Source organism: Nitrobacter sp. MLSD-S21 (assembly GCF_058809865.1).
The window spans coordinates 51,915-65,075 of sequence record NZ_JBXASZ010000011.1 but is presented as its reverse complement, the minus strand read 5'-3'; the positions used below and the strand labels follow the sequence as shown (position 1 = coordinate 65,075).

Sequence of the window (13,161 nt, the reverse complement as noted above, 5' to 3'; positions counted from 1 at the left end):
GCTTCTCATAGTCCCGCTGTCCACATCCTATTAGTTGACGAGCGGTCGTCGTGGTACACTGGGGAAAGTGACGCTCCAGGCCTACGCTCTAGGTAGTGATCAGGGAGCAACCCTTCCTACACCTAAGGAAGCTAAGCGCCTCGAGCCGGGGGCTTAGAGCGTCACGACTTTTATCGATTAGCTGCGGCCTTTTAATCCATAGCATAGGCCGCCACATGCATGACTGTAGAAATCCGCAAAGCCGAGCGCACGAAAGAGAAGCTGCGTCTCGGACTCGCCGGCCCGTCGGGCGCCGGCAAAACCATGATCTCTTTGAAGCTCGCGAAGGGCATCACGCCACCGGCCGCATACTCATGATCGATACCGAGCTCGGGCGACCTGTATGCGGACCTTTTCGATTACAACATCATCACGCTGCAGACGCCGTACAAGCCTGAAAAATACGTCGAGGCGGTCCGCGCCGGCGAAGAAGCCGCCTACGACACGATCATCCTCGACAGCATCTGGCACACCTGGAGCGACGAAGGCGGCATACCATGGCGGCCGGAGCCGAAGCGCATGCATAAGGACCGCCCTATAAAATTTTCCGCGTTTTCGCCGACGGCAAGATGCGCGAAGTGGCCGGCGAGGTTCACCGCATCCTCGACAGCGAGGGAGTGCAGCGCGTGCCCGAGGCGCTGCTGCAGTTCACCGGGCTAAAGGACAAGAATGGGAAAGAGCTTTACGAAGGCGACATTGTCGTCTGTCAATCTATGCGAGGCGACAACTGCTTGCATGAAGTGATTTGGGAAGGTCCGCGTATATTCGGCGGCCTCGGCGAGTGGAGCCTAGCTGGTGTCGCGCGAGCGCTTACGAATGGATCGGTGGAGAGAAAATAAAGGGCAATACTACGAGAACCCGGAGCTATTAAGAGCTAGGCAAAAGAAACGCCATGACCCGAGAGATCAAGTTCAGGGCGTATTACATCAATCATGGCTGGCTCTATTTCGTGATCTAACCGACACTCGAAAATCGCGACCAAACCATTTCGTTCGGCTCCGCAACTGGCAGGCAGATGTTGCAAGCAGGCTTGATGCAATGTGGCCAGTTCACCGGCCTCAAGGTGAGAAACGGCAGGGAAATATACGAGGGGACGTCGTTCACACCGTCGCCATTCGCAATGGCCTGAGTGTAAACGGTTGTCGAGTGGCACGAGAAAACCGCCGACTTTGTTGTTGTCTCGGACGACTAGGAGGAGCCGTTATTGGATATCAGGACCTCGAAACCATCATCGGCACCGTCTACGAGAACCCTGAGTTACCCGCTAAGTAAAAAGAACTGCTGAGGCTATATGACCCGACAAGAACAGCTCGACGTGATACGTGCCGCGTGTGTCAAGGCGAACCCAAGCGATACCACGCTGCATGAGCAACATTCGTGGCAGGGGCTTCAAATCAAGCGGAAGTATGGTCGCCCCCTCCGCCTCGCCGATGTACTGTTGGCGGCGGGAGATTTCTGTGCCGTGGACGGCAAAGGAACATTCTTCAGGCTACGACGCGTCTCGGGCGACGATTGGACATTTGACGCACGCAGTGTGCGTTGGAACCTCCGCAAAGACGACCTCGCCGAGCAGAACGATGATCTTCTAGCCTATCTAGCGGACCAATTCCGAAAGCGCTTGCACGACTAGAACCAGCGTCCGCGGCCGTACCAGCCGCCTCCGCCAAGGAGAAGCACGATCACTATGATGATGATGAGAGTCGTAGTGTCCATGATTTAAGCCCTACGGTGTCCGTGTACGATGAACCAGCGCCGAGGAGCTTGGTTCCCACAATTAGAGCCTCGTAATCGCTAAACTAAGCCATATGAAGTTCCACAAAGTGCTTCTGCTCGGCAACCTCACCCGCGATCCGGACCTCAGAGCCCTCACCAACGGCGGCGCGATCGCCACGTTCACCCTCGCGGCCAACCGCCGCGTCGAGCAGCCGGAATTCCACGACATCGTCGTGTTCGGGAAGCAGGCGGAGAGCTGCGCGCAGTTCCTCAGGAAGGGCAGCATCACTGGAGGGCCGCATTCAAACGCAGTCATACGAAAAGGACGGCGTCAAGATTTACCGCACCGACATCGTCGCCGAGAACCTGCAGTTCGGCCCGCGCCAGGCGCCATAAACGGCCCTGTGAAGGACGTTGGGCCCACAAGCGGCCGCCGTCGGAGCGTGCGGCAGAGAGAGGCTCAGGAGGCGCAGGGGCAATCCCTTATATTCCCTTTTAGCTACGAACGTACTGGCGCTGGAGCTTAAGGGCACGGGATTTCCGCAATAGGCATAGTCGCCCTTTGTCCTTTTCACACCACCACGAGTGTAGATTATGCGTACTTCCACCGTCGAAGAGCTCATAGAGGCAGTGAACGCAGAGCCAAAGCGCGGGATGTCTTTTCTCGCCTTTGAGAAGTACTATTGGAGCGCGCAGGTGATTACGATCGCGTCTTTGTAGAAGATTGCCATATTCCAGCGAAGCCGTAGCCCGCTTATGGTTGGCGTTGAATAAGCGCTGACCTCTTGGGCAGGACGCTGGGACGCAGGCAGTATCTTTTAGACGCCTGAGGCCCGGCGCCCTTCCTGGGAGTTTGGTCTTGGACAATAAAAAAAGGAGCCGTTCTGATGAGCGGAGGGATGCGTGCCGGCGTCTTCTGTACGGCGTTTTGGGTGGTCGCGACGTTCAGCTACGCGACCTGGCACCATATCTACAAACGCAACCACTACCCGCAGAGCGTCCTCGAAACCTGCAAGCAGTACGCGCTGAATACCTCCCGCTGCGACGAGCTTCTCGCCCAGACGCAGGAGGAATGGAAACGCATTCCGTTCGATTGGATCCGGCCTTCGATCCTTGCGCTCGGACCGCCGTTGTTAATTTGGGCATTGGCGTGGGCGATGACTCGTCGGGTGGGCGACCGCATGCGCTAAGCGTTGCTGAGATGGGGTGGATAGCGGAGGCCGCTGTAGAGAGAGCGAGGTGGGGATAGCAGGTGGGGGATAGCGCGGGGACAAAGTGGGGAGAAACAAATACGTCGCATGATATCGCTACCCACAGCTTGTTCGAGTGCTGTCCCCACAACGAGGTCGAACAAGGCGGCGTTATAGGCTTCCGCAGAATCGGCATGTCCACAGCCACTAATAGTAGTAGTCTTATATAAAAGAGTTATACGCAGCACCCTCTTCCAGCCTGCGACGAAGAGAATGTCGGCGCCGAATGCGATCCCTACATCGCATGCCGTCGTTGCTTGGGCCGCGGAATCTTCTATCACCGGGGTTGGGCGGTGACTTGCCTATGCAAAAAGCCGGCGTCGCGGCGCGGCCGTCGCAAACGCGAAAACTCTCCTGCCATCGTAATAGGCATCGCTCTCTTCTGGTTCAGCCATACTTGAGCAGGTTCTCGCAACCCTGACGCCGCACACGGTGGAGCTCTTGGGATAGCCGACCGGCTCAACCGGCAGCACGTAGCGCTGTTTGCGGCCCTTGGAGCCTTCACAAGGTCGCAACGAGCGGTTGCCATTGAAGCCTTCTTCATAAGGATGGACCCCCTGCGGCCGATTCAGGAGAGCTTACCTTACCCAGCCATGGACGGCCGACCACCGAATGTAAGGACTTTGGGGCGGGATTCAGCGCGACAGTGCCCAGGAAGTCACGGCCCCGGGTTATCGTCGGAGTTAGTTCATGACGTGGCGTAGTCACCTTGAGCTTCACTTTTCATCGTCATCGTCCTCGTAGTCCTCCGAAATCGTGTGGATGCGCGGTGTGCGCGGACAATCGTCATCGACCCGCGTAACCAACGCGGCACGCGACGCCGGCTCGGCAGTGGTTACGCTGGTTACTCTCTTCGGCTGCTGCGGACTGATCGTGCTAGGCTCGATCTCCGCTTGTTCGATAACCTTGGGCTGTGAAAGGCGCGGACGAATAGCGTGTCCGGAGATTTGCTCGGCGAGCAATCGGAGCGGACTGTCGATCGCCTCATTGTGCTCGATTTTCTGATTGTGCTTCCAGCGATCGGACGCGCGGTTGGTTAGCCAAAACCAAAACTCTCCCGCGCGAGGATCGGGCGGCACGTGCTCGAGGTAGGGCGCATAGACCGGCTCGCTCGCGCCGGCATGTAAGAAGTCTTGACGCTATCATGCGTGCAACCAACGGAACGCTCGAACATGCAGCGCTCTAGACGATCGGTCACGTCTTCAAGACCCGATAAATTGGGTTGGCTGGTCTTCCGTGCTGGCGTGACTTCTCGCGCTTCCCACGATTGAGGAGTACTCTCAGGTCTAAACCCGAAGCGTCCTAAAGGCGAACATGTGTGCCTCCGACGTCACGGCCACCACGCTTGATCAGGCGCTCGCGGTATCGGGCCTCGATCACGCCACCGTCATGCACCGGCCGCCGCTCCTCTCGGATCATGGTTGATCATATGTCGCGGACGACCGACAGATGGCTCCAACACAAGGGCATGAAAATGTCCGCGGCCCTGCCGAAGTAGACATCGGCGGGGATGAGGTTGTCGGTGCTGTCGTGATAGCGGACGTGCTTATAATGCTCGACGAAGGCGTTGTTCTACTGGCCGAAACAATCCTCACCGAGCGGCAACGTATCAAGTGAACAATGATCGCCAACCGCTCGCTTACAGCATCAACCGCCGGCCGCAAACTTCGGGCCGCGCTACCTTGCCTATGATCTCGACTTCCTCTCTCGCTCTGGAGACCTATCGATCGTGATTAGCCAGCCAAACATCGATCATGACGATAAGCGGCATCAAGAGAGAGGCACCAACTAACAAGATGATCGTATTCATATCCTCGCTCAGGCATCATGCAGCAACCGGCGCCCGGGGTGCATGAATGCCGAAGGCGCTGCGAGTTGCTCGTGCAAGGGCGGTCCACGCACAAAAAAGGCTCGGCGAGAGCCGAGCCTTTTCTGTCATCACCAGCCATACCAATATGGGTAAACGGGCGGATAGGTGCGGACGACGCGATAGGGCGGACCAAAGTAATAAGGAGGCGGGCGATAGACCGGTCCATAGTAGATCGGAGGCGCCGCCGCAGCGGCAAGTGTTCCCGCAACAAGCCCGAGAGCAACCCCCGGGCCTATCCCGGGACCGCCCCAGTAGTGATGACGCCAATGAGCCGATGCCGGCGCAATCGTCCCGATGAGGAGCGTTGCTGCCGCGACGATTCCAAGAGCAAGCTTTCTCATGTCATTTTCCTTTCCTATACTCCGCAAAGGTGGGCGGCTTTGTTCCCTTTCTGAGCTTACGCTTCGCCAAACCGCTGTCCGGCTAGAGGTCAAGCAAGACCGTGAGCGGCCACTTCAAGTCCTTCTTGCGCTTTTGGCGAAGCACGATTCGGGGGCCTTGCCAGCACCGCATGTGAGAGGTCGTCATCTGTACCTTCCCAAGTACGTGCTTGCGACAAGTTACGGATAGCAGACTGTTCTTCAGCTAATCGCCGGACAACGAACTGACGTTCCAGATCCGTGAGATTGGTCTGCAGAATCCGCTTGTAGCGGCGGATACTGTCTCGATGCGTCTTTATGGACGCAGCTCGCAGGTCCGCCTCTCGCCGCAGACGCGCCAGGTGGGTTACCGCCGGAGCGATGGCGGCATGGCTATCGGCCTCTCCATTTCCGGCCGTCATTCGTTTCGCCGCTGCGCCCCGTGGTGGCGGATCGTCATCATCCAAGACCCGTAGCGCGCTGAGAATTTCGCTCAATTGGAGCGGCGCCGTATGCCCTGGAATCATTCTCAGCGTGGGCGAGGATTCGACCGCATACATATCGGATGCCCAGGCCGATAGAATGGCCCGCTTTTCGTCGGAACAGAGCTTCGGATCTTTGAGAACCGCTGGAACGGAGCGGTGATGCGCATCGGGGCGAAACTGCATCGATGCAACTTGATCATGAACGACACACTTCATCTTCCCCTCCTTCTCCTTTCATTGGGGATCAACTGATGGGTATTGGGCGGCGATCGATGCCGCCCAGCCCGATGTGCAGGTGCGGTTAAGCGGCGCGCATCTCTTGGATCTGCGGACCAGGAGCAACACCGATGGGAATGCGCCGAGGTTTCATCGCCTCGGGGATTTCCCTCACGAGCTTGATCTGGAGCAGACCATTCTCGAATGTCGCGCCTTCGACCTTGACGTAGTCGGCGAGATTAAAGGTCCGCTTGAACGGGCGCGCCGAGATCCCCCGGTACAGGTAATCCTTGTTGGCCGCTTCCGTCTTGCGTCCTTCAATGGAGAGCACGTTCTGTTCGGCCGTCACCGCAATTTCATCCGGCGAGAAACCGGCCAGCGCCAGCGATATCCGGTAGCGGTCTTCAGACTGCCGCTCGATGTTGTAGGGCGGATAATGATCCTCACCCTCGGTGCGTTGCGCCGCATCAAAGAGGTCGAAAAGATGGTCGTATCCGATGGTGGACCGCGACAGGGGTGCAAAATCATAAGCTCTCATAGCCAAATCCTCCTTGGAGCAAGATGGATACGAGCGGACGTCGGACACCGGCCGGCGCCCGTCTCAATCCTCGAGCCCTTCTAGCGCTCGAGACCGCTTCTTCAGCGGCAAAAATCGAATTAGAAAAACGGCTGTAGATTTCAAGAGGGCACGGTGAAAATTTTTAGCGCCTCAATCGCGTCTGACTTCCGCGAGGTTGTTCGCGGTATGGCGGCTTGTCATCCTAGTGACGGGCGCCGTGGTGAGTCTCTTCCTCTTTTTCGTGATCTCGCGGGGTGAGAGTTCGGCGGTCCGTCCGCTGGGCAGCGGCCGGCCTTCGTTGACCGCTTCATTCGCCCATGCCCGAGCCCGGGTCAGTTCGGCAGCGCTCGCGATGGTCTCAGTTAGCAAAGTCTCGTTGGCTAGACCAAGCATGGAAAGAACATGGTCGCGTATAAGAGCCATGCGTTGTGTCACCGTTCCCTTACCCACCGCTCATCGCGAGTTCTATAAGCGTTCGGGGGGCGCTGATGCAGCTCGATTTCCGCGAGTTCGTCCCCTTGACGGATGTTGAGCTGCACCCAAATCCAAATCGCCATCTGCTGAAGAAGGGATGGTTTTCCGAAGGGCGTCAGCCCCTTTGGCGCCCTTATATCCATGTTGCTTCCAAGGAGGATATGGCTATGAGAAACACCTTCGATTTTGCACCTCTGTTCCGATCGACGATCGGTTTCGATCGAATGCTCGATACGCTGGAGTCCGCGAGCCGCGTGACGTCGATCGATCCCTGGCCACCTTACGACATCGTCAGGAAGAGTGAGGAGGACTACCGCATCACCATGGCGGTGGCCGGCTTGTCCGAGGATGATCTGACGATCACGCAGGAGAAGAACATGCTGCTGGTCGCCGGCCAGAAGTCGGGCCAGGATGAAGCGAGCGGGCAGTATCTGCATCGCGGTATTGCCGCACGGGCCTTCCGGCGCCGCTTTGAACTTGCCGACCACGTAAAGGTTGTGAGCGCGAACCTCGAGAACGGTTTGCTGACTATCGACCTGAAGCGCGAGCTTCCGGAAGAGATGAAGCCTCGCCGCATCACCATCGCCGGGAGCGAGGGGCTGGCAGGGGCCGGTAAGCAGATCGAGGCCGAGAAGCAGGCCGCCTAAGGCTCTCGTCAGCGGGGCTCCAAAAGGCGTCGGACCGTGTGCCCGACGCCAATGGGAGAGCTTTGCAACTGACAGCTACAGAAAGGAGATAATCATGAGTGTACGTGACCTGATTCCGTGGGGCCGCTCCAACAATCAGGTTCCTACGGTGTTTCGCGACGACGATCGCAATCCGTTCCTCTCGCTGCATCGGGAGATGAACCGGCTATTTGATGACGTCTTCCGCGGGTTTGATAGTCGCGTGCCGACGTTCGGCTCGCTATCGTCATTCAGCGCGGCTTGGCCGAACGTCGAGATTTCCAATACTGACAAGGAGGTCAAGGTAACGGCCGAAATCCCCGGTCTCGAAGAAAAGGATCTTGAGGTGTTGCTCGACGACGGCGTGCTGACGTTGAAGGGCGAGAAACGTTCTGAGGTCCAGGACCAGGACAAGCAATTCTCCGAGCGCTTCTATGGCCACTTCGAGCGGCGCATCCCCCTCGGGGTCGAGGTTGAGGAAGACAAGATCGAGGCCAACTTCAAGAACGGTGTGCTGAACGTCGTGCTTCCCAAGAGCCCGAAGGCTCAGTCACAGGTGAAGCGCATTGCGATCAAGGGCTGAGGAACAGCCGGGCCGGCGGCTTAGGCGCCGCCGGTTCTCCTCTGATGCAGATGAGGGAGTTGGCTTGCAATGGTCGCCCGCGCGGCGAGCAGCGAACCGAATGAGCGGACTCGATGGCAATGCAGCCAGCTTTCATCATCTGCCCCTCTACAGCGAGAGCAGACTTGCGAGCTTTATCGATAGGGGTGCATTCGAAACAACATCCGCCACTACAAGCGGATCCTCCAGTCCGACCGCGCGGATCGGGGGCGTCGGTCGTTGTCCGGCGATTGGCTGACTGGTTAGCGCACAAAGCCTTGGTAAGTGCAGATGCTGACTTCTGGTTTGTGGCCAGCTGTTAAAACTAGCCGCCTGCGGCGCTTAAAGCAGGCTGAGGTTGAACTTCATCCTGAGCAGTCTCTGCGGCTTTCACCTCCCTGCTTAACCGCTTCTTGCGTTCGCGAACTGCAATGATCTTTGAGGTGGGCAGATGCTTGCAGCCCCCCTCGGTACGGCAGACGGCTTGTTGAAGATTGGAAAGGGTGGATAATGTCGAAGAAGGTTATACCCGAACAAGAGATTGCGCTTTACGACGCGATCGGCCGCGCTATCGCGAATTTACACGCGGCGCTCGCTAAAGTTGACGCCGCCTGGGTAATAGTTACTGCTGAACGTCCAAGCCCTTCGGTGGGAGCTTTCGCCGCTCTCGATGCTGCTGAGCAGATCCTCACGGTCGCGCGAGAGGACTTGGCTCGGGCCCGTACTGCGCTAATCGCCTACACGGAGGAGAGGACCGAACAGTGATAACCTCGATTTGATTATGCCGCGGCAAAAACGGCGTAAGAGGAATCGAAAACTTGGCGCGCTAAAAACTAGATTGGCACATCTACCGGCCTTCGCGAGATGTAGGAAGAGCGATCCGCATAAGCCCCTTTAACTCGGGACCGATGCGAGTAACCCGCTCGCTATGTCTGACTCGAACCGCGTAAGGTGGTGCAGCTACTCGGTTTTATGCCTCCTTCCATTTGATCGAGCAACCAAGTGAAGGGTTTTGATCAGCCGGCGCCACACTGGCCCTCGCAATCGCGCGCATGGCCTCGACGAGCTCTCGGGGCGCCTCCGCGCGGGGTGGAGTTTTGCGACCCTCGTCGAGCCGCCCGCGGTACTTGAGCTTGAGGTCGGCGCTGTAACCGAAGAAGTCCGGTGTACACACCGCCCCATATGCTCGCGCGACTGCCTGGGTCTCGTCGTGCAGATAAGGAAACGGGAAATTATGAGATTTGGCGAAGTTCTTCATATTCTCAAATGAATCTTCGGGATGGCTCGCCGCATCGTTCGAGCAAATCGCCACAAAACCAACTCCCTCCGACATAAGTACCCGTGCGTCCGCAACCATGGGGTCGATTATCGCTTGGACGTAAGGGCAATGGTTGCAGATAAAGGCGACGACAGTGCCTTTTTCGCCCGCGACGTCGTTCAGTGCGTAAATCTTTCCGTCAGTTGCCGGAAGCCGAAACTCCGCGGCCGGCGTGTCGAAATTAACTTGGTTGGCTGTCACCGCCATGTTGCATCTCCTTTCACAGAAATGGAATATCGGCTTCGTAAGGACCCATTGGAGTTCAAAAAGTAAGCCTTCGCGACCCTTTAGAACGTCGCGCCTACGGCTGCCGTGTTTGTTAGCTTTAACGTCCTCGAAGCTGCTTCGTCCTCACAAGATGCGGGTTGCCGCGCTTCAAGATCCATCGGCGGTTCGATCTTACTTTGAGGCTGGCCGGCGTACCACCTGGATACCATCTTTGCAGGCGCTGGTTACATCAATGTACTCCATGTCCAGGAAGCCTGCCCGCCAGCGTTGCGTCATTGCTGTTCTCGAAAGGTCGAAGGATTTATCCGGTCCGGCTTCTTCGAAACCTGGTCGATAGCTAATGAGGTAGATCGAGTCCTCGACGGCTGCGCCATCGAGTTGAGCCCGCAGCCGGCGAGCTACCACAGCATATCGCAGACGTTGATAAGTCTGATTGCCGAACAACAGATCGTTCTTTCGCTCTGCCGCTGCTTCCAGCCCATCAGGCACGGGGCCGTCTCTAGCGAAAAGATCGACGATGTAGAGGTGAACAGGTCTTTGTACTTCAAGAATGGGATCAAAGGGCGCATTGAGGGAAAAACCGCCATCTCCGAGCCATTTGTCTTCAATAAGTACCGGACCGAATTCAGGTAAGAAGCCGGCACTTGCAAGGAGGTGGTCCATACGGATTGTTTCCAATTGGGAGTCGAAGAAGACCGCATCACCGGTCTGAAGATCCGTGGCGACAATCGTGACACGGAGGGAGCCGTCGTTAAGCCTGCCAAAGTCGATGAGCTCACGCAGACGCTCACGTGCCGGCGCCAGATCGTACAAGCCATCGAAGGGCGATGTAGGCAGGGGAAGACGGGGGTGGAAAAAGCCCGCTTTTCCGAAAAGATGTGTGCTGATCGAGCTCATCCAAGCGAAACCGTGGCGGAAAGGATCGGTCTTATCTGCCGCCGGGGGCGTCGCATCAACCTGCCAAAAGCTACGCAAATTTGACAGCCGCAACGCCGGCGGACTGCCCGCGATCACGGCGGCGCTGATGGCTCCCGCGGACGATCCCGCAACCCAATCGAGCGGTATCGCTCGCATGTGCAATCGCTCGAAGGCTCCGCCGTGGTATGCGCCGAGACCAAGACCTCCAGATAAGACGAGACATATGAGCGGATTATCGAGCATCATGACCTATTCGCCGAAGTTAATGCACAAAACCAAATCAAAGGGCCTCCGTTCCTTCATTTTGGAACGTCGCTATTGGCTGCCCACCTTTTGAGACAAAGCCCTGCGTAGGGCGGCGCCGGCTACTGGAGCTAAACTGCGTTGTGCTCCGCGACTGGCCTGCCGGCCCCTGCCAGCGGTAAGAGGGTCAAACGTCTGCAACGCGGAGTGCTGAGGGCCGTTCTTAACGGCTCGTCGGCGCAATGTCAGGGGGGATCCCATCACTACGGTAATGATCGATGTGAAGCGCCTCGATCATTGACATTGCTGAAACCGCCGGTCGTTGTGGTTACGGCCTGCTCCGGCTGGTCCGGATCACGATCGGTTACTCTGAGAGATTGCTGGCAGGCGGTGCGGCTATTGCGCGCTTTGGGCGCAGCATGGACTCTTTCAGGCGCGCACTTGATCGCGATGAAAGCTCTGCGAGATGCCAGGAATGGCGCTGAATGAAGCCGAAGCGACCTTGATTTGAGCAGCCGCAGTGAATGAGGATTCATCACGTCCTTGTCCCGGACAGATGCGACCTTTCCGTCCGGCGGGCACGGAAGCGCCAGTCGGGACGGACACTGCGGATCATCATCATCTCGCCGATGTTCTCAGGAGTGAGAAGGCCGGCCAGCCTGCCGTCTGCGCCGAGCACGAGAACGGCCGGAGACCTCGAGGCGTTCAGTAGCCTCAAGCCCGACTCTAACGGCTCGCAGTCGCGCACCGTCGGCAAATCGCGCGCCATCACTTCAAGAACCGGCGTTGCCGCTCCCCCCTGCCGAAGCGCGACGATGATCCCGTCCCTAGTGAGAACACCGCGTGGGCGGCCCGCGCCGTCCACCACCGGAAACTCTTTCTGCGCCGTACGCAGAAGCAGAGCCACGGCATCGTCCAGGGTCGAGCCCGGCGAAAGGGTCTCGACCGGGTTCAACATCACGTCGCTCACCGGTAACCCTTTGGAGCCGTCCTGGAAGGCAACATGCTGCGCTTCGGCGCTGGCGGAGAGGTAGATGAAAAGGCCAATCACGATCAGCATCGGGTTTACGAACAATCCCATGAGCGCGAACAGGAATGCCGCTCCCTGCCCAATGCGCGCGGCGATGCGGGTCGCCTCGACGTGACTTACGCGCATAGCAAGTACGGCTCGCAGCACGCGCCCCCCGTCCATGGGGAACGCCGGGATAAGATTGAAGAGCACGAGAAAAATGTTTGCCGAGGCGACCCTGGCAAGTATGCCGGCCCGCGCGTTCTCCAAATCCGCCATACTCCCACCTTCAAGCCCTCCCCCGAGGACTAAGATAAGCACGGCCGCGATTACGACATTGACGGCGGGCCCGGCGAGCGCAACGACAAGTTCCTCGCTTGGCTTCTCCGGAATTCGTTCCAAGCTCGCGACGCCGCCAATGGGCCAGAGGGTTACGTCGAGCGTGCGGATGCCATAACGGCGGGCCGCAAGGACGTGGCCGAACTCGTGCGCAAGCACGCACCCGAACAGCAGCAGCATGAACAGCACCCCGTCAAAGGCCGCATCGCGCCCTCCGATGCGCCATTGCGCACTGCCTATCCATAGGAGGAAGAGTACGAACGTCACGTGCACGCGCACGACGGTGCCAGCGATGCGTGCGACTGGGATTGACCAAAGCAAAGCGAACCTCCGGAGTGTGTATGACACAAACGTGACAGGGCTCTGATTAAGAACCGACCTGCCAGGAACAACGAGGCTTCAGCTCGGGTTCCTATCGCACAACGAAAGGAGCGACCAATGGAAAACCTCACCTCATCGTTTGAGGTGAAGCCCAACTTACCGTGGGGAGAGCGCGTGGTATACGTGATTGGCGAGCTCGGCCTCACCGCGGCCAGCGCGCAGCCCCGCCCTAATCCGCTCCTGAACGTCCTCGCGCTGGGTGGTGGCTCGTACTTGGCTTACAGCGGTTACAAGGGGCATGGCTCCGCCAAAGCCGCTTTATTCGATGCTTCGCAACCTGACGTCAGCGTCTGGGACGGTTCTTTTGGCTCCCACGGTCGGATCGCAGAGCCAAGGTCTTAAACGCGGCTATCGTAGGCTCGAAACGATTGAGGCCATTCTGGCGGCCTAGGGACTATCAGACTATCCATAAGCCTACTTTTATGGATCAGCACCAGTCAGCCAGATATCAACACCGCGGAGTTCAAGGCCCTTTTCAAGCACTTGGTGTCGGT

General features: G+C 58.0%; 17 protein-coding genes. 10 read left to right on the top strand and 7 right to left on the bottom strand.

The features are described from left to right. Positions 1-219: 219 nt before the first annotated feature. The 5 genes from AC1RT6_RS20305 to AC1RT6_RS20285 all read left to right on the top strand — a co-directional run bounded on the left by AC1RT6_RS20305 (position 220) and on the right by AC1RT6_RS20285 (position 2,942). Positions 220-357 (top strand): hypothetical protein, encoded by a 138-nt coding sequence (locus tag AC1RT6_RS20305; RefSeq protein WP_472790892.1) that lies wholly within the window; start codon positions 220-222, stop codon positions 355-357. A 251-nt stretch (positions 358-608) separates the two neighbouring features. Further along, a complete protein-coding gene (locus AC1RT6_RS20300) occupies positions 609-878 on the top strand; it encodes a YopX family protein (protein ID WP_472790891.1) in 270 nt (89 codons plus the stop codon). Positions 879-1,330: 452 nt separating this feature from the next. After that, positions 1,331-1,669 carry a hypothetical protein gene (locus tag AC1RT6_RS20295; RefSeq protein WP_472790890.1) on the top strand — a complete coding sequence of 113 codons (339 nt, stop codon included), beginning with the start codon at positions 1,331-1,333 and terminating at the stop codon, positions 1,667-1,669. Between the two features lie 175 nt (positions 1,670-1,844). Further along, the gene (gene ssb, locus AC1RT6_RS20290; protein ID WP_472790889.1) at positions 1,845-2,279 is read left to right on the top strand and encodes a single-stranded DNA-binding protein; all 435 of its coding nucleotides are present in this window, start codon (positions 1,845-1,847) and stop codon (positions 2,277-2,279) included. A gap of 360 nt (positions 2,280-2,639) precedes the next feature. Continuing rightward, positions 2,640-2,942 carry a hypothetical protein gene (locus tag AC1RT6_RS20285; RefSeq protein ID WP_472790888.1) on the top strand — a complete coding sequence of 101 codons (303 nt, stop codon included), beginning with the start codon at positions 2,640-2,642 and terminating at the stop codon, positions 2,940-2,942. A gap of 776 nt (positions 2,943-3,718) precedes the next feature. Here AC1RT6_RS20285 and AC1RT6_RS20280 read toward each other — a convergent pair. Next, positions 3,719-4,081: a hypothetical protein gene (locus tag AC1RT6_RS20280; protein ID WP_472790887.1), complete on the bottom strand. Its 363-nt coding sequence runs from the start codon at positions 4,079-4,081 to the stop codon at positions 3,719-3,721. 370 nt (positions 4,082-4,451) lie between these two features. On the opposite strand from AC1RT6_RS20280, the gene AC1RT6_RS20275 reads away from it, so the two are divergent. Next, positions 4,452-4,619, top strand: coding sequence for a hypothetical protein (locus AC1RT6_RS20275; RefSeq protein ID WP_472790886.1), 168 nt, complete (start codon positions 4,452-4,454; stop codon positions 4,617-4,619). A gap of 321 nt (positions 4,620-4,940) precedes the next feature. Here AC1RT6_RS20275 and AC1RT6_RS20270 read toward each other — a convergent pair whose 3' ends face one another. From AC1RT6_RS20270 to AC1RT6_RS20260, 3 genes are all read right to left on the bottom strand, one after another. Continuing rightward, positions 4,941-5,213 (bottom strand): hypothetical protein, encoded by a 273-nt coding sequence (locus AC1RT6_RS20270; protein ID WP_309775275.1) that lies wholly within the window; start codon positions 5,211-5,213, stop codon positions 4,941-4,943. Positions 5,214-5,302: 89 nt separating this feature from the next. Further along, a complete protein-coding gene (locus AC1RT6_RS20265; protein WP_472790885.1) occupies positions 5,303-5,932 on the bottom strand; it encodes a hypothetical protein in 630 nt (209 codons plus the stop codon). A gap of 85 nt (positions 5,933-6,017) precedes the next feature. Further along, positions 6,018-6,470 (bottom strand): Hsp20 family protein, encoded by a 453-nt coding sequence (locus AC1RT6_RS20260; protein ID WP_309775273.1) that lies wholly within the window; start codon positions 6,468-6,470, stop codon positions 6,018-6,020. Between the two features lie 662 nt (positions 6,471-7,132). Between AC1RT6_RS20260 and AC1RT6_RS20255 the strand changes: the two genes are divergently transcribed. From AC1RT6_RS20255 to AC1RT6_RS20245, 3 genes are all read left to right on the top strand, one after another. After that, positions 7,133-7,612 (top strand): Hsp20 family protein, encoded by a 480-nt coding sequence (locus AC1RT6_RS20255; protein ID WP_472790884.1) that lies wholly within the window; start codon positions 7,133-7,135, stop codon positions 7,610-7,612. A 94-nt stretch (positions 7,613-7,706) separates the two neighbouring features. After that, entirely contained in the window at positions 7,707-8,213 is a 507-nt protein-coding gene (locus tag AC1RT6_RS20250) for an Hsp20/alpha crystallin family protein (RefSeq protein ID WP_309775271.1), read from the top strand. Positions 8,214-8,741: 528 nt separating this feature from the next. Next, complete coding sequence (locus tag AC1RT6_RS20245; protein ID WP_309775269.1) at positions 8,742-8,996, top strand: hypothetical protein; 255 nt, start codon at positions 8,742-8,744, stop codon at positions 8,994-8,996. A 205-nt stretch (positions 8,997-9,201) separates the two neighbouring features. On the opposite strand, the gene AC1RT6_RS20240 is transcribed toward AC1RT6_RS20245, so the two are convergent. The 3 genes from AC1RT6_RS20240 to AC1RT6_RS20230 all read right to left on the bottom strand — a co-directional run bounded on the left by AC1RT6_RS20240 (position 9,202) and on the right by AC1RT6_RS20230 (position 12,607). Then, positions 9,202-9,756, bottom strand: coding sequence for a thioredoxin family protein (locus AC1RT6_RS20240; protein ID WP_472790883.1), 555 nt, complete (start codon positions 9,754-9,756; stop codon positions 9,202-9,204). A 192-nt stretch (positions 9,757-9,948) separates the two neighbouring features. Next, positions 9,949-10,941, bottom strand: coding sequence for a patatin-like phospholipase family protein (locus AC1RT6_RS20235; protein ID WP_493029627.1), 993 nt, complete (start codon positions 10,939-10,941; stop codon positions 9,949-9,951). A gap of 532 nt (positions 10,942-11,473) precedes the next feature. Beyond that, complete coding sequence (locus AC1RT6_RS20230; protein WP_472790881.1) at positions 11,474-12,607, bottom strand: site-2 protease family protein; 1,134 nt, start codon at positions 12,605-12,607, stop codon at positions 11,474-11,476. 117 nt (positions 12,608-12,724) lie between these two features. On the opposite strand from AC1RT6_RS20230, the gene AC1RT6_RS20225 reads away from it, so the two are divergent. Beyond that, entirely contained in the window at positions 12,725-13,009 is a 285-nt protein-coding gene (locus AC1RT6_RS20225) for a YgaP-like transmembrane domain (protein WP_472790880.1), read from the top strand. Positions 13,010-13,161: the final 152 nt, after the last annotated feature.

Excerpts from the sequence above, each read along its gene's own strand:
- AC1RT6_RS20260 (WP_309775273.1), bottom strand. The coding sequence starts at position 6,470 with ATGAGAGCTTATGATTTTGCACCCCTGTCGCGGTCCACCATCGGATAC.
- AC1RT6_RS20300 (WP_472790891.1), top strand. The coding sequence starts at position 609 with ATGCGCGAAGTGGCCGGCGAGGTTCACCGCATCCTCGACAGCGAGGGA.
- AC1RT6_RS20235 (WP_493029627.1), bottom strand. The coding sequence starts at position 10,941 with ATGATGCTCGATAATCCGCTCATATGTCTCGTCTTATCTGGAGGTCTT.
- AC1RT6_RS20275 (WP_472790886.1), top strand. The coding sequence starts at position 4,452 with ATGGCTCCAACACAAGGGCATGAAAATGTCCGCGGCCCTGCCGAAGTA.
- AC1RT6_RS20245 (WP_309775269.1), top strand. The coding sequence starts at position 8,742 with ATGTCGAAGAAGGTTATACCCGAACAAGAGATTGCGCTTTACGACGCG.
- AC1RT6_RS20225 (WP_472790880.1), top strand. The coding sequence starts at position 12,725 with ATGGAAAACCTCACCTCATCGTTTGAGGTGAAGCCCAACTTACCGTGG.
- AC1RT6_RS20255 (WP_472790884.1), top strand. The coding sequence starts at position 7,133 with ATGAGAAACACCTTCGATTTTGCACCTCTGTTCCGATCGACGATCGGT.
- AC1RT6_RS20285 (WP_472790888.1), top strand. The coding sequence starts at position 2,640 with ATGAGCGGAGGGATGCGTGCCGGCGTCTTCTGTACGGCGTTTTGGGTG.
- AC1RT6_RS20250 (WP_309775271.1), top strand. The coding sequence starts at position 7,707 with ATGAGTGTACGTGACCTGATTCCGTGGGGCCGCTCCAACAATCAGGTT.
- AC1RT6_RS20265 (WP_472790885.1), bottom strand. The coding sequence starts at position 5,932 with ATGAAGTGTGTCGTTCATGATCAAGTTGCATCGATGCAGTTTCGCCCC.
- AC1RT6_RS20240 (WP_472790883.1), bottom strand. The coding sequence starts at position 9,756 with ATGGCGGTGACAGCCAACCAAGTTAATTTCGACACGCCGGCCGCGGAG.
- ssb (WP_472790889.1), top strand. The coding sequence starts at position 1,845 with ATGAAGTTCCACAAAGTGCTTCTGCTCGGCAACCTCACCCGCGATCCG.
- AC1RT6_RS20305 (WP_472790892.1), top strand. The coding sequence starts at position 220 with ATGACTGTAGAAATCCGCAAAGCCGAGCGCACGAAAGAGAAGCTGCGT.
- AC1RT6_RS20270 (WP_309775275.1), bottom strand. The coding sequence starts at position 5,213 with ATGAGAAAGCTTGCTCTTGGAATCGTCGCGGCAGCAACGCTCCTCATC.
- AC1RT6_RS20295 (WP_472790890.1), top strand. The coding sequence starts at position 1,331 with ATGACCCGACAAGAACAGCTCGACGTGATACGTGCCGCGTGTGTCAAG.